17 protein-coding genes are annotated in these 17,173 nt (G+C 73.3%); 6 read left to right on the top strand and 11 right to left on the bottom strand.

All coding sequences use genetic code 11. From position 1 onward, the window contains the following. Positions 1-66 precede the first annotated feature (66 nt). The 5 genes from ACFV1W_RS25275 to ACFV1W_RS25255 all read left to right on the top strand — a co-directional run bounded on the left by ACFV1W_RS25275 (position 67) and on the right by ACFV1W_RS25255 (position 3,057). Positions 67-381: a hypothetical protein gene (locus ACFV1W_RS25275; protein WP_380419511.1), complete on the top strand. Its 315-nt coding sequence runs from the start codon at positions 67-69 to the stop codon at positions 379-381. After that, on the top strand, positions 378-992 hold the full coding sequence (locus ACFV1W_RS25270) for a hypothetical protein (protein ID WP_380419510.1): 615 nt from the start codon (positions 378-380) through the stop codon (positions 990-992). Before ACFV1W_RS25275 ends, ACFV1W_RS25270 begins: the two co-directional genes overlap by 4 nt. Next, positions 989-1,279: a hypothetical protein gene (locus tag ACFV1W_RS25265; RefSeq protein WP_380419509.1), complete on the top strand. Its 291-nt coding sequence runs from the start codon at positions 989-991 to the stop codon at positions 1,277-1,279. The genes ACFV1W_RS25270 and ACFV1W_RS25265 overlap by 4 nt, the downstream gene beginning before the upstream one ends. Further along, complete coding sequence (locus ACFV1W_RS25260; protein WP_380419508.1) at positions 1,276-1,485, top strand: hypothetical protein; 210 nt, start codon at positions 1,276-1,278, stop codon at positions 1,483-1,485. The genes ACFV1W_RS25265 and ACFV1W_RS25260 overlap by 4 nt, the downstream gene beginning before the upstream one ends. A gap of 288 nt (positions 1,486-1,773) precedes the next feature. Then, positions 1,774-3,057 (top strand): hypothetical protein, encoded by a 1,284-nt coding sequence (locus ACFV1W_RS25255; protein WP_380419507.1) that lies wholly within the window; start codon positions 1,774-1,776, stop codon positions 3,055-3,057. A gap of 1,229 nt (positions 3,058-4,286) precedes the next feature. Here ACFV1W_RS25255 and ACFV1W_RS25250 read toward each other — a convergent pair. After that, the gene (locus tag ACFV1W_RS25250; protein ID WP_380419506.1) at positions 4,287-5,768 is read right to left on the bottom strand and encodes a hypothetical protein; all 1,482 of its coding nucleotides are present in this window, start codon (positions 5,766-5,768) and stop codon (positions 4,287-4,289) included. Positions 5,769-6,142: 374 nt separating this feature from the next. Here ACFV1W_RS25250 and ACFV1W_RS25245 point away from each other — a divergent pair, with 374 nt between their 5' ends. Then, entirely contained in the window at positions 6,143-6,658 is a 516-nt protein-coding gene (locus ACFV1W_RS25245) for a DnaJ domain-containing protein (protein ID WP_380419505.1), read from the top strand. Between the two features lie 44 nt (positions 6,659-6,702). On the opposite strand, the gene ACFV1W_RS25240 is transcribed toward ACFV1W_RS25245, so the two are convergent. The 10 genes from ACFV1W_RS25240 to ACFV1W_RS25195 form a co-directional block, all read right to left on the bottom strand. After that, complete coding sequence (locus ACFV1W_RS25240) at positions 6,703-9,147, bottom strand: winged helix-turn-helix domain-containing protein (RefSeq protein ID WP_380419504.1); 2,445 nt, start codon at positions 9,145-9,147, stop codon at positions 6,703-6,705. A 314-nt stretch (positions 9,148-9,461) separates the two neighbouring features. Further along, positions 9,462-9,698: a hypothetical protein gene (locus ACFV1W_RS25235; protein ID WP_380419503.1), complete on the bottom strand. Its 237-nt coding sequence runs from the start codon at positions 9,696-9,698 to the stop codon at positions 9,462-9,464. A 397-nt stretch (positions 9,699-10,095) separates the two neighbouring features. Then, on the bottom strand, positions 10,096-10,989 hold the full coding sequence (locus ACFV1W_RS25230; protein ID WP_380419502.1) for a hypothetical protein: 894 nt from the start codon (positions 10,987-10,989) through the stop codon (positions 10,096-10,098). Further along, complete coding sequence (locus ACFV1W_RS25225; RefSeq protein WP_380419501.1) at positions 10,977-11,288, bottom strand: DUF6211 family protein; 312 nt, start codon at positions 11,286-11,288, stop codon at positions 10,977-10,979. Before ACFV1W_RS25225 ends, ACFV1W_RS25230 begins: the two co-directional genes overlap by 13 nt. A 206-nt stretch (positions 11,289-11,494) precedes the next feature. Next, positions 11,495-13,537: a hypothetical protein gene (locus ACFV1W_RS25220; protein WP_380419500.1), complete on the bottom strand. Its 2,043-nt coding sequence runs from the start codon at positions 13,535-13,537 to the stop codon at positions 11,495-11,497. A 66-nt stretch (positions 13,538-13,603) separates the two neighbouring features. Continuing rightward, positions 13,604-13,768 (bottom strand): hypothetical protein, encoded by a 165-nt coding sequence (locus tag ACFV1W_RS25215; protein WP_380419499.1) that lies wholly within the window; start codon positions 13,766-13,768, stop codon positions 13,604-13,606. A gap of 328 nt (positions 13,769-14,096) precedes the next feature. Continuing rightward, positions 14,097-14,447, bottom strand: a complete 351-nt coding sequence (locus ACFV1W_RS25210; protein WP_380419498.1) for a hypothetical protein — start codon at positions 14,445-14,447, stop codon at positions 14,097-14,099. A 217-nt stretch (positions 14,448-14,664) separates the two neighbouring features. After that, positions 14,665-15,363: a hypothetical protein gene (locus ACFV1W_RS25205; RefSeq protein ID WP_380419497.1), complete on the bottom strand. Its 699-nt coding sequence runs from the start codon at positions 15,361-15,363 to the stop codon at positions 14,665-14,667. 220 nt (positions 15,364-15,583) lie between these two features. Continuing rightward, positions 15,584-15,886, bottom strand: coding sequence for a hypothetical protein (locus ACFV1W_RS25200; RefSeq protein ID WP_380419496.1), 303 nt, complete (start codon positions 15,884-15,886; stop codon positions 15,584-15,586). 135 nt (positions 15,887-16,021) lie between these two features. Continuing rightward, complete coding sequence (locus tag ACFV1W_RS25195) at positions 16,022-16,918, bottom strand: hypothetical protein (protein WP_380419495.1); 897 nt, start codon at positions 16,916-16,918, stop codon at positions 16,022-16,024. Positions 16,919-17,173 lie beyond the last annotated feature (255 nt).

Below are 17,173 nucleotides of genomic sequence, written 5' to 3'. Positions count from 1 at the left end.
GTAATCACAGGTAGTCGAACTTACGTGACATGACGTGACGTCGGCTCCGGTCGTGGGGAGGCCTCGTTGAAACACCTCGTGGTGCACGCCGAACACGGTGGGCCGGGCAAGTCGGTGCACACCGCCGGCGGACGGCCCTGGCGCTGGTGGGTGGAGGCGGTAGCCACCCTGGGGCTCTTCACGACCAGCAGCTACATGGGGCTGATGCTGCTGCATCGGGGGCTGCACCTGACCGGACCAGCGATGTGGGCGGCCGGGACCGGGGTCGTCGCCTACTGCGGGGGCCTCACGCTGTGGTGCCGGGATCTGGATCGGGCCCGGGCCCGGCCGGTGCCGGTGCACGCCGTCGATATCGACGGCGCCGGGGACGGCCAGCGGTGACGGCAACTGGGTACCTGGAGGCGGTCCGGGCCGAACTCGGCGACAACCAGCCGGACAATCGCGAGCAGTCGTCGGCGGCGTGTGCGTGGCGGTGGAACCCGGACAACCCGTACGTCAACCCGGAGGTATGGGAGGGGAATGAAGTCGAAATCACCTGGACCCCGTTGTCCGGTTGGGTGCTCGCCGGGCTCCGGCCGGACGGCTCGGTGACCGACAGGGAACGGCTAGAGCTGGCCACCTGGGCCGAACCGGATTGGGCCGCCTGGGCGGTGTGGGACGCGCTGACCGGCCACGGGTGCGCCGATGAGGGTTCCCGGCGGGTCTGGGACGGACTGCCCGGGCTCCGTACACCGACGGAACTGCTCTACGTCGGCGGGCCTTTCGACGGCCGGACGGTGGAGTGGCGACGGACCGAACCGGCGGCGGTCGCCCTGGACGGCGGCTCGTACAACGGGACGTGGTGGCCGTCCGGCTGCTACGTCCTCGACCACGGCGACGTCGCCGACCGGTCCCGGTTCCTGTGGCTGGGGCCGGCGCCGCTGCCGGGCACCGGCCGCCCGCGCACGCATGACATCGTGGCCGACGGGCCACACGGAGAGGAGCCCTCGTGACCAACCCCCGGGACAGGGCGGAGATGGCGGCGCTTACCCACCGCAGCACCGCCCGGCACATGGGCGTCATGGCGGTGGGGCTCACCGTAGGCACCGCGTTCTGGGCCGGCACGCTGTTCGGCCTGCTGCACGGCGGAGCTAGCCGGGCCGCCGCCGACGGGGCCGCCCAAGGCCTCGCCTGGACCGGCGGCGCCGGCCTGATCTTCCTGCTGGCGCGGCTGGTCCTACTGCACCTGGCCCGCCGCCAGGACACCGCAGCGCGGGCCCTGGTGGGGACGGAGCGGTGACCCGCCGCCTGCCGCTCGCGCTCGGCCTGGCCGTCGCGGTGCTCGTCGCCGGGACGCTGTGCGCCCAGTCCGGTGCCACCGACGCACCCACCATCACCTACCTGGGCGCCTGCGGGGCGGTGTGGGGCGCGCTCGCCGGATGGCTGCTGCGGCGCCTCGTGCCCGCCACGCGGACGCGCCCGGCCAAGAACGGAGCATCGAAATGACCACCGGCGACTCGACCGATCCGCGGCAGTGCCCGCGCTGCCACGGCCCCCTCGCGCTGTTCGACGGCGACGCCGGGGGCCGCTCCCGGAGCACGCCGGGCCGTTCCATCCCAATCTGCGGCATCTGCTGCCAGGACGAAGCCGTACGCCAGGCGGGCGGGGAGACACTCGTCCCGCCCGCCGGATGGCCGGTGCCGGTGGAGTCCCTGTTGGTCTGGCCTACCGGAGTGTCGAGCCGGTGACGGCGATAGGTCGCCCCGTCCCACGTGCCACGGCGGAGGCGTCGCAATGAGCGTCGACGTCGCCGCACAGCTCGCCGGAGGCGCCCTGATGGCCGCCGAAGGGACGGCCTACCCGGGGGCGGGGGAACAGGTAGTCACCTCCTCTGGCCGCGTCATCTCCGCGCGTACCGCCTGGCGGGCGGCCAACTCGGTGCCGGCAGGCACCCGGGCCGCCCGCCGCTCGCGGGTACGCGGCTACACCACCTGGTGCGCGGAACGCGGCCGGGTGCCCACCGACCCCGGCACGCTGCCCGACTACGTGACCCACCTCGCCGATCTCGCCCACCCAGCCGCCACCCTTGACGCCCACCTGGGCACCCTGTCCACCTGGCTGGAGCTCGCCCGGCATCCGCTGGACGGGGAGGACCGGCGCCTGGCCCACGCGGTGATCGCCCACCGGTCAGCGGCCGAGGCGCGCGAGGGCACCGCGGCCGCCGGCGCCTTGCAGGCGACCCCGGTCACGCCGCAGGACCTGGCGGCGATGGTCGCCACCTGCGACCGCACGACGGTGCGGGGCCTGCGGGACGCCTACACCCTGCTGCTGGACTGGTACATGGCGGGCCGGTGCTCGGAGCCGGCCGGGCTCGACCGCGTCCACGTGACGGAGTTGACTGCCCGCTACCTCGACGCCGCCACCGGGCGGCCGGTCGCGCGCCCCGCGCTGCTGGTCACCGTGCCCACCGACAAGATCAACCCGCACGGCAGGCTCGACCACCGGGTTCGGATCCTCGCGCAGGACACCCCGGAGCTCTGCCCGGTCCTCGCGCACCGGGAGTGGGTACGTGTCTTGGACGAGCAGCGGGCGGGGCCGGGGCCACTGTTGCGACGGGTCGACCGGAACGGCCGGGTCGGCGGCGCCGGCGGCCGTCGACCGGCCGGGCGCCCGACGGCGGACGCCACTCGCTCGTACGGGATCAGCGCCCGGACGGTGCGCGGCATCATCGCGGCGGCCGCCGAGGCGGCCGACTTGGTGGAGGCGTGGACACCCGAGCAGCGGCGCATCCTCAGCACAGCCGCCGAGGCGGCCGACCTGGCCGCGCTGCCCGCCGCCGACCGGGACGCCTTCCGGGCCCGGCTGCGGGCCGAGCGCCGGGCCCTGCGGCGCTCCCGCGCCCGTTACACCGGGCACAGCATGCGCCGCGGGCTGATCCGGGAGATGCAGCGCCGGGGCGTGGTACGGACGGTGATCGAGCAGCACGCCCGGTACCGGCCCGGCTCCCGCGCACTCGACCGATACCTGTCCGACCTCCCCGACTGGGCGAACAACCCCACCGCCCTGGTACGGCTGTAGCCTGCCCCGGCTGATCCGCCCTGGACCCTCCCGGGCCTTCCGGGTTCTGCCAGATTCACGTATCCCCGGCAGGACCTGCGAGGCGGCTGCGACGTGGCCTCGTCGTCTCCGGGCATCGGGTCAGTGGTCTGACAGATGGTGTGGGCCTCGGGGTCCCAATCGGCTGATCACGATGGACGGTTACCGATGGGCTGCCTCCTCGTTGGTTGTCACAGGATGCTCACGCGCGGGCACTTGCGGCTTCGCGGCCGGGTGGTGGATCAACCTTATTGTGATGGCCTGCACAGACCTGGCCCGGGGCCTCGACTCTCGCGCCCGCTGGCGCGCATCCGACCACCCGGCGGAAAACCGCTGAGCTTGCCCCCGCCAGCCCATTACCGGCCGGCAGGATTCCACTCGATCGACCGCTGTAGGAGTTCCTGGTGAAAGATGGACTGCGGCCGCCCGGTCGGCTCCGCGATGGCGGAGTCCCCGCGGTGATCACTGACGTGGTGGTGCCACTCGTCGGAGCGGACGTCCTGGCGGCGGCCGTCGACCAATCGGCTGGCGCCATCGCCGTGCCCGGCAGCGGTGTTGTGAGCCCTGCCCCGGCTCCGCGGCCGGGAAGCCTGGCGCCCCGGTCGGCGCGCTCGGTCACGGTGACGGAGGTGCCGGCCAGCCGGCCGACGGTAGGGGACGGCGAGCCTGCGGGGCGGGGAGCCTGGCGGGAACGGGCGCAGACCCGTACGGCGCGGCCGCGGTCGGCTGCGTCGGGCTTCGGCGGCCCGGCCGGCCCGCCCGGTGGTGGTGGCAGTGGCAAGGGCGGTGGCAACGGTGGCGGTGGCAAGGACAGTGGCAAGGGCGGTGGTGGGCGGACACCACCGGTGGACTCCGCCGCGGCCCGACCCGCCGTTGATAGCGGTGGGCGCCGGAGGGAACTGCCGGACGGCCGGGCGGCTTGGCGGCAACGGGCGCTGGACCGCAGTGCGACCCGGCCCGCCGTCGAGCCTGCACCGGTGGCGCCCGCGCTGCCGTCCGCGCCGCAAACCGCAGAACTGGAGCGCCCGCCTCGCCGGTCGGAGCTCGACGCCGTCACCGCACCTCGCGCGCTGGGGCCGGGACCTGCCTGAGCCCTGCGGGCTACCTCGGACAGCGCTCACGAGATGGCCGGCGCAGGCGCCACGCGACGGAGACAGTGCGGCCCCCGTGCGGATTCGATCCGCGCGGGGGCCGGTCGCCGTTTCCTGTCTCTATTCGGCCGACTCCTGGTCCTCCGGTTCCCCGAACTCCTTCTGCCCGGGGACGGGGGGAATGGGCTTGGGGCCTTCGTCCTTCTTCGCCCGCTTGGTCTTGGTCGGGGCGGTGGTAGCGGCCGAGGCGGCCTTGGCCGACCCGGCCGCCGACAGGGGGCCGACGGCAAGGGAGGCCAACCGGTCCTCGATCTGGTCGGCGCGGGCCTTCTCCGCTGCGGCCTGGTCGACGGCGGCCCTGGCGGTAGCCTCCGCCGCCGCGGTCTTCTGCTCGGCGTCCTTCTGCAGCCCCTCGGCGACGCGCTGGGCCTCCACTGCGGCGGCCTTCTCCTTCTCGGCCTTGGTGGCGCGGTCCTCGGCGTTCCTCTGCTTGAGCTCGGCGGCCTCCTTCGCGCGGACGGCCTTCTCGGCGGCGTCCCGCGCTGCTGTCGCCTTCGCCTCCTCCCGGTCGGCGCGGGCCTTCTCCGCTGCGGCCTGGTCGACGGCGGCCCTGGCGGTAGCCTCCGCCGCCGCGGTCTTCTGCTCGGCGTCCTTCTGCAGCCCCTCGGCGACGCGCTGGGCCTCCACTGCGGCGGCCTTCTCCTTCTCGGCCTTGGTGGCGCGGTCCTCGGCGTTCCTCTGCTTGAGCTCGGCGGCCTCCTTCGCGCGGACGGCCTTCTCGGCGGCGTCCCGCGCTGCTGTCGCCTTCGCCTCCTCCCGGTCGGCGCGGGCCTTCTCCGCTGCGGCCTGGTCGACGGCGGCCCTGGCGGTAGCCTCCGCCGCCGCGGTCTTCTCGGCCAACGCCTGAAACTCCGCCTCCAACTGCGCGGCACGGGCGCGCGCCGCTTCGGCCAGGTCCTCGCTCTCCTGGGTCCTGAGCCCGAGGCGGCCGGCGTGGTCGAGGGCGGCCTGTTGCATCTCCAGTGCCGCGCTGGCGTGGTTGGCCTCGGCAGCCGCGGTGTCGCGGTAGTGGTCGCGCTCCGCGGTGAGCTCGGCGATCACGCGGGCAGCCTCCTGGGCCTCCTCGTCGGCCCGGGCCTGGATCTCCTTGACCTCCTCGGCGGCCTCCGCCATGGCCTCGGCCGCGGCCTCCACACTGACCCGTAGCCCCTCGGCTCTGGCCGTGGCGGCTTCGGCTTCGGCCGCGGCGCTGGCGGCTTCGGCTTCGGCCCTGGCCACCTTGGAGCGCACCGACGCGGGGTCCAACTCCGCCCGCTCACGGTGCAACGCGCCGGCCACCTGCGTAAGGCCGGCGACCAAGCTCACCAGTTCCGCGGTCAGGTCCTGCGGCGGGATAGCGTCCCGGGCGCCCCCAGGCGCCTCGGCGTTCTTCACCTCCCGTCCAGCGTCGAACATGGCCCGTCGGCACTCGTACGAGCAGTAGATGCGACGGCGGCCCGTCTGCGGCTGGCGGAAGGTGTGCGGGCACCCCGGGCGGCCGCACCGCGTTTCGGCCTCCTCGGCCCCGGATTCGACGGCGCCGAGCGCCACATCATCGGTCATACACCCATGCTCCTCCGTTTCGTTCGCAATTTCCAGCGTTCCGTTTAAGAACGGAACAAAACGATTTATTGTTCCGTTCCGTTTCGTTTAAGAACGGAACGGAACTTAACTCAAGGGTCATGGACGACCGGCCGTTGTCACGTTTCAAATCGTGACACTGGGGCGCGGCGGCGCGTCACGATTTGAAACGTGACACAGACCAAGGACCGTTACGATTTGAAACGTGACGGGCTCTCGGGTGAGGGAGCCTCAGAATCCGCGATGGGATGGGTGCTATGGCACGGAACGTCAGGGAACGGCGGGTGCCTCCGCCGAGGCCGCCACGGACTGAGCGTCTGTGGTGTGAGGGCTGCGGGTTCTCCTGGACGCGTCCTGTGCAAAGCGGGCGGCCGCCGCGGTGGTGTTCTGACGCCTGCAAGGCGCGTGGGTACCGAGAGGCCAAGGCGGCGGCTGCCGAGAAGGAACGCCAGGCGGAGGAGGAACGCGCCCAGCAAGCCGCGTGGGAACGGCTGCAGGAAGAACGGGAGCGCTGGGAGGCCGAGTACGAGCGACGGCGGGCGGAGGAGGAACGGGCGCAAGAGGAGGAGGAACGGGCGCAAGAGGAAGAGGCGCGGGCGGAGGAGGAGCGACGGCGGGCGGAGGAGGAACGGCGGCGGCGCGCCGGCTCCTCCTCGTCCGGCTTCCGCCGTGGCCGGCTGTCGACGGCCGAGGCGCGGGCGGTCCTCTTCGACCTGGCCAACTTGCGGGACGACGGGGTGACCACGCTGAAAACCGCGTACCGCACGGCTGCCCGGCTGCACCACCCCGACCACCACCACGGCAAGGGTGACGCCGCGTTCAAACGGCTCTCGGAGGCCGCCGCCGTGCTGAAAGATGCAGGCCTGTTGTAGCTGTCGTGTCGTCCTGGCCAGGCCGGGAAGCCCCCCGGCCTGGTTCACGCGCCGTGCCGGTGCCGGGCGGCACGCTGCCGCTCTCGGAGCTGCCGGGCCTTGGTCAGGCGGCCCTTGTGCGGACGGGCGGCCGACTGCCCGTCCAACCGCCTGCACGGCTGCCCGGAGCGGGCATCACAGTGCGGGCAGCTCAGCTGCAGGGCCAGGGCCATGACCGACGGCTCGTCGGCGGCGGGCCCGTCGGCCAGGCCTGGCAACGCCACCTGTACGGCGCCGCCCCGGGGGCGGGGCCGCACTCCGGCGGGCCGCGGCCGACGTCGCCGGCGTCGCGCGCCCGGCTCCGGCGCGGCCTTCACGGCCTCGGTGGGCACCAGCCGGGGCGGGTCCACCAACTGCCCGTCCGCAGCGAGCTGCAGCGCGTGGACGAGCAAGCCCGGCGCCTGGATCCGCTCTGCTTCGATCCGGTAGGCCCTGGCGTGGTCGGGGCTCTTGTCCTCGAACCTGGGGTACTTGCGCCGGCCCGGGTCCATCCCCGGCAACACCAGCTCGTCGGCCTCCCGGCGCCGCCCCTGGGCCCGCTTCTCCTCCCTCGTCAGGGCCGACCACGCCTCCTCGTCCAGCCACCACCGGTGCCGTTCCTGCTCCACCCGTGCCCGTACGGCGAGACGGGCGATCCGGCCATCGGTTCCGCACTGACGGGCCGCCTGCCACAACGACGCCCCCTTGACGGCCTTCACAGCCTGTCCCTGGGCTCCCTGCACCGTGGTGACCAACCCCAGTTCCTCAAGGCGGCGCACGTGCCTGTGGGTCGTGCGGAGGGTGTAGCCGGTGCGCTTCGCCAGGGTCACCAGAGACAGGCCTCGACGGGACTCCAGGATCACCCGGTGTGTGCGGGCCGCGTGGTGGCCAAGGCGGTGCCATACGTCGCTCTGAGCGTGGGCTAGCAGAGTCTCCAGGGAGGTCCGGAGGTTCTGAGAGTGCGCATCACCACCCTTCTGGGGGGCGGCGTTGACACTTCTGTCAGACCCCTGGCGTGTCTTGGGAATCTCGTAGACGGCACAGCGGTGGCGGTGGTCGGCGGTGCACTCGTGGCCGGTGGCCAGGGTGACCCGGCGGGCCTCCCCTCTCCGCCGGACGGCTTCCTTCGTGACGACCAGCCAGCCATCCTTGATGAGTCGGTTCAACGCGTCAGCGGCGGCGGTGTGGCTGTAGCCGGCCAGCACGCCGAGGCGGCGGACGTCGGCGGAGATGTCCAGGCTGTCGGAGGTGACCATGAGCCAGGACAGCACAATCAGCAGCAGGAAGTCCGCCGGGCCGCTCTCGCGGGCCCATCGGGCCTCCCCCGCTGCGTCCATGCGCTTGCGGAGGTGAACGGCGGCGTCTTCCGCCTCGCTCGCCGCGCCGTCGTAACGGTCGCTGTCCTCCGGGCGGCGGGGCATCCGGGCGGCGTCCTGGACGGCCAGCCACCAAGCCCTCTCCAGCCGGTCGGCTGCGTCGTCGCTGGTGCGCTTGATCCGGGCGCCGGTGGCGTCCTTGACGGTCCGCAGCCACTCCAGCGCGGGAGAGGCGGCGGCGTCCCGCGCCACTGCGGCCACCTGCTCGAACCGCCATCCCCGTACGGCCATCGCGACGAGCGGGGCGTGGAACTGGTGACTGTGGTCGTGCTGGTCGCTCAGCGTCCGGGTGAGCTGGCGCGCGGCACGGCCGGTCAGCTCGCGGCGCGGAACATCCGCGATGTAGGGACGGCCGTCCTCGTCAGCAGCGACGCGGCGCACGACCGGCCGTTCACCCCGGGCCGGGTCGCGCGGGTCAATCAGCTTGATGGACGGCGGGACGCTCGGCCCGTCGCCGGCGGCCGGGCTGCCCGCGGCCGCCCGGAGCATGATCGCGCGGCCGCGCTCGGCGGCCAGGGCCTCCATCCGCTCCGCCACCCGGGCATAGGCCTCCGGGCCGGCCGAGGCGGGACCGAGCAGGCGAACCGCCTGTTCGACCGTGTGGGCCGTCAGCCGGCTGTGCCCGCCGTGCCGGTGCGGTGAACCGGGCGGACGAACCGCGCCGGTGGCGGGGTTGGAGAGCGGGCTGCTGTCCCACGACGGCCACAAAGCCTTGCCCGCCGCGTTGATCCGCGCCACGGTTTCCGCCGAACACCCGGCCGCGCACCCCGACCACACGTGCCAGCCACCGGACGGGCCCGACCGCGCCGGAACCGGCGCAACACCCTCTTCCGCGAGGATCGACGCGTACTCGGCGGCGTGCTCCCTGGTCGCCTCCGCGCCGCACCCCTTGGTGTCGAACTCCCCTACCACGTAGACGAATCGGTCCACGCCGCGCCGACGCTGCGTCAGGTAGAACACCACGGGGCGGGACGGATGGTCTCGAACGGCCTCGGACACGGGCATCGTCGCGCCGGACGGGTAGGAATTCAGGTACCCGCCCTGGCCGTCCTCGGCCGCCACACGCACCAGCGCGCACGGGTGCAGCTCCGTCACAAACACGGTCAAAACACGTGTCGGGTCCACGTCAAAAGCGGCGCGCGGGTCGCCAAGTCGACAATCCGGTGACACACCGGACTCGGGCATGGGGGTACCGCCACCGCTGGTCTGCGCTACGATGGCAGGGCTCCAGGGCGTAAAAGGGCGGCGACTGGCCTAGGAAACCAGACCGTCGTCCGAACAGCGTCTTGTGTGATTGATGGGTGATCTCAGCTGGGTTGTGGTGACCTGGGAGGCTGAGACACCGGGAGGCTCCGTGGACCACCCGCCGGGTTAGGAAGCCGGTGGGTAAGAGTCCGGAGCTGGGACCGTTACGTCATGCCCGCCGCCTCCTCCCGGTGGCGCCGGGTCGGGCGGCGGTGCTCTGCCAATGCCTGCAGTGCAGTTCGCACCACCTCCGCGCCGGACACGCCCATGGTCTTGACCAGGTGCTCGAAATCGGCCCGCAGCGGGTCGCCAGGGGCCAAGTTGACGGCAGCACGGATCACCTTGTCCGGCGGAAACTCCGCGGACCGTCCGCGCTGCTGACGTCCTCGTGGTGCTGGCATGCTCAAGATCCTAGTGCGTTGGGGCATTGTGACGCACAACTTTCCCGGCGTGGCGCGATCTTTTTTCCAGAACCCGGGTTGACGACTTGTCAGATCGCCCCGCTTTTTCCCTTTTGTCCTATTGGGCTGGTCGTGACAGCTACCCGTTTCCTCCGGCGGGCCAGGCTCGTTGACGTGGCGGCCGCGTCAACGAGCCTGGTTCCGCGCGCTCAAACGGCGATCTCCGGTCTTAGTTGACGGCGGCTCGGGACGGGCAGTTGATCGGCATCCGCCATCTTGCTTGGTGCCTGTCTGGGGGTCATGAGTATGTGTACTCAGATACGGACTGTTACCGTCCGCCTGGTCAGGCATCGGGCAACGGGCATGGGCTGAGCCATCGTTGCCAGTGTCCGGAGGGTTATGGGGTCTCTGTCTCCGTGGCGCGGGCCGCGTCGATGATCTTTCGCCATGTGCTCTTCCCGGGGCCGTCGGGGGTCTGCTCGATGGCGGCGCGGATGAGGTCGGCGGTGGTCCGGTCGGGGTGTTCGGCGAGCAGGCGCCGGGCTGTGTCGCGGTAGGCCTGGGCGCGCTCGGGGGAGTCGGTGCGGCGGCCGGCGCCGCGGTTGGCGCCGGATCGTCCGCGCGTGGGCGCCTTGGCGGCGATGTCCCAGAGCCGGTGGCGCCGGTAAGCCGGCTGCAGCTGGTTGCGGTAGAGGATTTCACCGTCGGGCTGTTCGTGGCGCAGGAAATCGCCGATCGGCCCGGCCGGCGGGTCCGCACGCCATCCGGCAACGGTGGTGCCGTCCTTGTGGCCGAGGATGTGGCCCAGTTCGCGCCAGGGAACGAGTTCGTTCGGGTCGCCGTCGCGGTGGACGCCGCCGGCGTCGGCCTGGTGCTGGCGGGTGCGGGCCTGGGTGAGGCCGGTGTGCCAGGCCTGCCAGTGCTGGGGGTGCCAGTGCATCACGTCGCCGACCATGACGGGGGCGGGGTGGCCGTTGGTAGCGCGGGCGGCCCACAGGCGGTCCAGGGTGCTGGGGCTGAGGCCGGTTGCCTCGATGAGTCCGCGGCGGTCGGTCAGCTCGGCGCGGGTCTGGGTGATGAGGCGGCGCCATGTCGATTCGGCCCCGCCGTGCTGCTGGTGGGCGGTGTGGGCGAGATCGGTGGTGTCGGCGTCGGGGTGCTCGGCGAGTAGTTGTACGGCCTGGTCGAGCCGGGTGGCGTCGGCGGGGCTGGGGGTCACGCGGGTCTCCTCGGGGGAGGCGGCCCGTTGCGCCGGGAGGAACAGGGTTCCGGCGGCGGTCAGGGTCGCCATGTCTGGGCCCCGTCCTCGGTGTGCCGCACGATGCCGGCGATCTGCTCGGCGGTGACGCTCATCGCCCAGTCCTGGTGGCGGGGGTGGTCGTCGGGGAGCCAGAGCACGAACATCACCTGCCGGTCCGCGGGGTCGGCGATGGTGTGCACGCCGCTGCCGGGGTGGTCGGTGAGGTCGACGATCATGTAGTGGTCGGCGGCGGGGGCACCGGCGGCGGCCGCCGGCGTGAGGGTGACGAGATCGCCGTACGTCGGTGCGTCGTACGGCTGTCCGTCGCGGGGGTCCTGGTCGGATAGCATTGGTGGCTCCGGTGGAGTTCTGCAGTTTCGACTGCGGTGTCTCTGCTGGTGGTGTTGACGGGGCCGGACCGGTTGCCCACTTGTGTCCGCCCGTCGTCTCGGAGGCCCGCCGCTTGCGGCGGGCCTCCGCGTTTTGTCCCGCGGTCGGGGGGCTGGCCACGACGGGGACTTCGCGCTAATTAAACCACGGTTTTGGGTGGGGTGTTCTAGGCGGCGGGCCGCTGTTGGGCGCGCTCGGCCTCGATGCGGCGCCAGTGCTCGCGCTGCTGTTCGCGGATGCGGGCGGCGGCCCAGCCGTCGGGGACGATCGGGAGTTTCTCGGGCGGGCGGCGGGTGGTCCAGGTGGCGGGAAGGGTGGTGTCCGCGAGGGCCTGGTGGGCGGTGCGGCCGTCGGGGGTGAGGGTGACGGGGCCGTGGTTGCGGGGTCGGCGGTAGTGGAGGTATCCGGCGCGCTGGAGCAGGGTGACGAGTTCGCGGCGGACGGGGCGGCCGGTGCGCTTGCTGTTGGCGGGGGTGCCGGCGGGGATGGTGCGGTAGCGGGTGCGGCCGTCGTAGGTGATGCCGTCGGCGCGCTCGGCGGCGGCGGCGAGCAGGTTGTAGAGCTCGGCGGTGAAGTGGGGGGCGAGGGCGCGGGCGGCGTCCTCGCGGTGGGCCTTGGCCATGGCGGTACGGATCTCGGTCTCGTGGTGGCGGGCGTGGGCGGTGGCGGCGTGGATGGCGGCGGGTTCGGTGTCGTGCTCGCCGAGTCCGGGTGCCGGCTCGATGAGGTGCGCGAAGCGGTTGCAGTCGGCGCATTCGACGTCGCGCCACCGGTAGCCGACCTGGTGGAGCGTCACGGGACAGTCGATGACGAGTCCCCAGGGGATGGCGGGGCGGGGGCCCAGCTCGTCGCGGCCGTGCTCGCCGCCGGCCTGGGCGTGGGCGGTGACGGCCTGCTCGGCCTGGTGCCAGGACTGCAGACCGGTGGCGAGGGCGGGGCCGCCGTCGGCGCGGAACAGGGTCATGGGCTGGTCCTCGGCCGCGCGGTGGAGGCGGTAGTGGTGGGGGCCGTAGTGGACGGCGCGTTCCTGCTCGGTGTCGGTGGTGGCGGCGTAGGGCCGGTACCAGTGGCCGTCTGCGCGGACGGTGGGCGGCGGCTCGGGCCGGGGCTGCTTGGCGCGCTGGTTGGCGGCCTCGCGCTCGGCGGGGAACTCGTCGCGCAGCATGAGGTACTGATCGCGCTGCAGGTCGGTGACGCCGTGCTCGGCGTCCTCGTCGGCGGGGGTGATGAGCTCGCACCGGCGGGCGTGCACCCATGCCGTCCAGAGGGTGTGGCCGGTGGGGGTGAGGGGCAGGGTGCGGCGGTAGCCGGTGCTGTCGGGGGTCCAGGCGAGGTGGCCGAGGGCGAGCAGGGTCCGCACCCTGCGGGCCAGGAATGCCCGGGGCTGCCAGTTTCCGGCGTCGGGGGTGTAGTAGCCGTTGAGGTCCTCGTGCAGCTCTCCGCGTAGGGCGGCATTGAGGATGTCGGCCTGCGCTGTGCTGAACGCGGCGGTGCGGGCGGCGGCGAGCTGGGCGACGGTGACCATGTTGTTGGCGGGCAGGTGCTGTTGGGCGTGGTTGAACGCGCTGTCAATGGCGGTGTCGTGGTCGCTGGTGAGGGTGTGGACGGTGAGCCATCCGCCGTCGGCGGTGGGGCTGTGGCAGTCGCCGTCGCCGTGGCCGGTGCGGCGGCACTCGATGCGCCACCGGTCCTGGACTCCGTCGGAGCGGATGCCGGCGGGGACGGCGCGGACGTAGTCGGGCAGGACGATCAGGTCCGCGTCTTCGCCGTCGGTGGGGGTGCCGGGCTCGGGGGCGGTGACGGCGGTGGTGGTCCACAGGGCGGGCTGGCGGGGTGGTGGGGTGCGGCGGCGCCGGGGCGGGGGCGGCGGGGCGGGGGCGGCGGGGACCGGCTGGTAGGAGGGGAGGGCGTCGAAGGTGGGTTGGAGGGTGGTCGGGTAGAGGGCGCCGGGGCGGTAGGGGTGGGTGCGGGCGATGACGGGGTCGGGGCGGCGGCCGGGGGCGGTGCGCACGCCGCGGCGGGTCCAGTGGTCGGCGAGGGCTTGGGCGTGGGGCTGGCAGGCGAGGGCGTGGTGGCCGGCAGCGAGGTCGGGGGTGGTGAGGCGGTAGCCGATGACGCGGTGGGTGGCGTCGGCGGTGCAGCGGGCGGCGGTGAGGAGGTGGGGTTGGTCGGGGTCGACGGCGGCGCACAGTGGCGGCAGGTTGAACACGGTGATGGTCCTGGGGGTGGGGCCGGGGCCTGGTGGGGCCCCGGCCGGTGGTCGGGTGGCGGTGGGTCAGTGGGTGGTGCCGTCGGCCTGGCCGGGGATGGTGTCGTCGGCGGGCGGCGGGCCGAACGGGCGGGCGCCGCCGGTGGGGGCGCTGGCGCGGCGCTGGCCGGGGATGGTGCCGGTGAACTGGGGGATGGCGGGCTCGTCGGGGCCGTGGCTGTGCTCGGGCATGGGGGTCTCCTGACGGTGTGGTGCTGGTGGTGGGGTGCGGGCGGTTGCCTCGCCCGGGGCCCGTCCGGCGGTTGCGGGGCGGGCGGTCTGAGGGGGTGTGGCCTGTGCCGGGTGGTGCGGTAGGTCGGCAGGGCTGGGCGGGATGGTGCTGGCTCCGGCGCCCGGCCGGGGCCGGCCACGGCCCCGGGCGGTGAACGCGCCGGAGTGTGGCGGGGCCGCCCCGGAGGGGCGTCGTTTTGGCGGCCGCGGCGCCGGCCGGCCGCTGCGGGTTCGGCCGGCGCGGGTGGCCGGGCCGGTCCCGGGCGGGCAGCCCGGGACCGGCGCCCGGTCAGCCGATCGGGCCTGCGAGGGACTCCCACGGGCCGATCAGCGCGGCGTACTCGTCCGCCGTCAGCCCCTGTCGGGCTGCGACCGCGATAGCCGCCGTGCGCATGGCCATGAGGCCGTCACTGATGGGCGCCGTCCAGTAGACGCGGCTGAGGACCTGGTCCCCGATGGTGTCCCAGATGTGGAAGGCAGCCTCTTCCTCGATGAGGCGCCATGCGCGGCGCTGCGTGGTGGCGGGGGGCAGGTTGACCGTCCACGCGTGGGCCAGGGTGTACAGCTCGGGCCCGGTGATGGTGGCGGCGAGAGTTACGAAATCCTCAGCGCTGGTGAGCGGGCGGTGATTGGTGTTCATGGCGGTTCCTCTGGTGGTGGTGTCCGGCCGGTTGGGGCCGGTGGCCGTGCGGGTTGCCCTCCGCGCGGCGGGGTCGGGGGTGGTGCGGTAGGTGGGGCGGGGTTTGTGCGGTGGCGTCAGCCCCGGGTGCGGGCCGCTCGATGCGGCCCGGACCCGGCCCGCCGCCCGGGGCGGGGGGCCGGTCCCCGGGCGGTGGCGTCCGGGGACCGGCGGCCGGTCAGGGGCGGAAATCGCCGTAGTAGACCTGGACGGCCTGCTCGTAGGTCTGTCCGGCGTGGCAGCGGCGGGCGTACTCGGCGGCGAGCTGGGCGCCGTGCAGGGGGTGGAGGGTGAGGACGTCGCGCCACTGGGTATCGGCCTGGTTGTACAGGCGGATGCGGGCCTGGCGGATGCTGTTGCGGCCGGTGGTGCGGCGGATCTCCAGCACGCGGCCGCCGAGGATCTGGCCTCGGTGGATCAGTTCGATGCGGTCGCCGATGGCGAAGCGGGTCATGTGGCGCTCGGCGGCGAGGTGGCCGGGGTGGAGGGCGTGGAAGTCGGGCATGCCGTAGCTGAATTCCGGGGTGTCGGTGCCGTCCCACTGGACGACGTGGTCCGCTCCGTCCAGCGCGCCGAGGTAGGTGCCGCGCTCGATGATCTGGCGGGGCCTGGCTCCGGGAACGGGGTCCAGGTGGGTGATGAGGCGCTGGACGCGGACGCCGGTGGCGAGGGCGGGGACGGCCTGGTCCGCCTCGAAGCGGGGGGCGTGGTTGAGCTCGGCCGGACCGCATTCCTGGCTCCGGCCCTGGAGGCGGTCCCACTCGACGTGAATGGTCGGGCCGTCGTCGGTGATGAGCCGGATGGTGCCGTAGTCGGGGGCGTCGGCGGGGGCGGCGTCGTGGGACACGCGGTCGTCGACGCGCAGGTTGGTGGCCATGGTGTTACTCCTCGGTGCTGGTGGTGTCCGGCCGGGGCCGGTGCCGTGCGGGTTGCCCTCCGCGCGGCGGGTCTGGGGGGGGTGGTCCGGGAGGTTCCGGGGGTGCGGGCGAGGTGGCGTCAGCCCCGGGGCCGGGCCGCTCGATGCGGCCCGGACCCGGCCTGCCGCGCCGGACCGGTGGCCGGTCCCCGGGTGGTGCTGCCCGGGGACCGGCGGCCGGTCAGTGCCGGGCGGGGTGGTGCCTGATGACGTCGGCGAGCTGGGACAGCGTGGCCACGGCGCCGTTGCCCTGGATCATCAGGTAGGGCTTGCGCGCGCCGATGGTCCATGACCCGTCGGCGGTCTGCCAGTCGGCTGCGATCCATGCGCCGGTGGTGCAGGATTCGCCGGTGGTGTTGGAGGCGTACAGGGTGAACAGAAGGGTGCCGTCCGGGCGCGTGCTGGTGGAGGTGACGACCTCCCAGTTCAGGGCTCCGGCAATGTCGATCAGCTGGGCGGCCTCGGCGGGGGGTTCGGTGGTCATGGGTGGTACTCCTCGGTGCTGATGGTGTCCGGCCGGGGCCGGTGCCGTGCGGGTTGCCCTCCGCGCGGCGGGGTGGGGTGCTGCGGTAGGCCGGTGGCCGGTCCCCGGGGCGGTGGCCCGGGGACCGGCGGCGCGTCAGCTGACGGTGGTCAGCTGCTTGGCGTGGTGGCGGGCGGCCTGGACAGCGGCGTGCAGGCTGCCGTATCCCTCACTGGTGGGGATGACGTGCAGGCCGTCCCGGGTGGCGTGGCGGACGACGTAGCGGTACGGCCCTTCGTGGGTGACGGTGTACAGCTCGCCCCTGGCGGTGTACTCCCACGCCCCCTGACCGATTCGGGCGTACATGAACAGACCCTTGAACCACGCGGCGGCGACGCGCGCGGTGGTGGGCACGGTGTACGGCGGTTCCTTCACCTCGACCTCGGCGGTGTCCTCGACCTCGGCGGTGTCCTCGACCTCGGCGGTGTCCTCGACCTCGGTGGGGGTGGCGGGCAGGGCCGGGGCCGGGTAGTACCAGGTGGGGAGCACGGTGATCAGGGGCTGTGCGGTGGGGTGGGCGTGTTCGGGGCGGTCCGCTCCGTACCAGGCGCTGACGATCGTGGGCTCGCCGACCGCGCGGGTGGCTCCGTTCCAGACGGACGGCCATACGGTCTGGGCGACTCCGCTGGTCTCTGCGTCCCGGCGGGCCTGGGCGAGCATGCCGGGGGTGAGGTCGGCGGCGGTGGGAAGGGAAGTCTCGACCTCCCCCTCGGCCTCCGGCTGCTTGGCGGAGGTGATGATCGCGTTGATGTCGGCGAGGGTGGCGCCCTGGGTGAGGTCGCTGATGCACGCGGTGTAGGTGCCGGGGGTCCAGCGCATGCCGCGCTTGGTGTGCTTCTGCGTCCACGACATGGCGATCTCGTCGGTGCCGTGTTCGGCGTGCAGCAGGTGCGTGCGCTGGCCCTTGATGGTGTAGCCGGTCTGGGTGACGGTCCAGCCGTGGGCCTCGGCGAGGCGGGTGATGCGGTCGGCGGTCTGGGGGGTGGTTGCCACGGGTTGCTCCTTGGTGGTGCTGGTGGTGTGTCCCTGGCCGGATGGCCCGGGGTGTCCGGCGGGGGTTGCCCTCCCCGACCTGACACATCAATTAAACCATGGATTGTGGGGTGGAGTCCAATTGATCTTGTGGCGTGTCGTGACGGATTCCCGCTGGTGGAAGGGGAGTTGGGGCGCGGGACGGCGCGGGGCCCCTGTCCGGCCGGGGGCCCCTCGGGCCACCGGCAGGACAGGGGCCGGGTGGTCGGTGGGCTC

Source organism: Kitasatospora sp. NPDC059648 (genome assembly GCF_042734825.1).
Taxonomy (GTDB): domain Bacteria; phylum Actinomycetota; class Actinomycetes; order Streptomycetales; family Streptomycetaceae; genus Kitasatospora.
The sequence above is the reverse complement of the archived record's forward strand: the minus strand, read 5'-3'. Positions and strand labels throughout refer to the sequence as shown.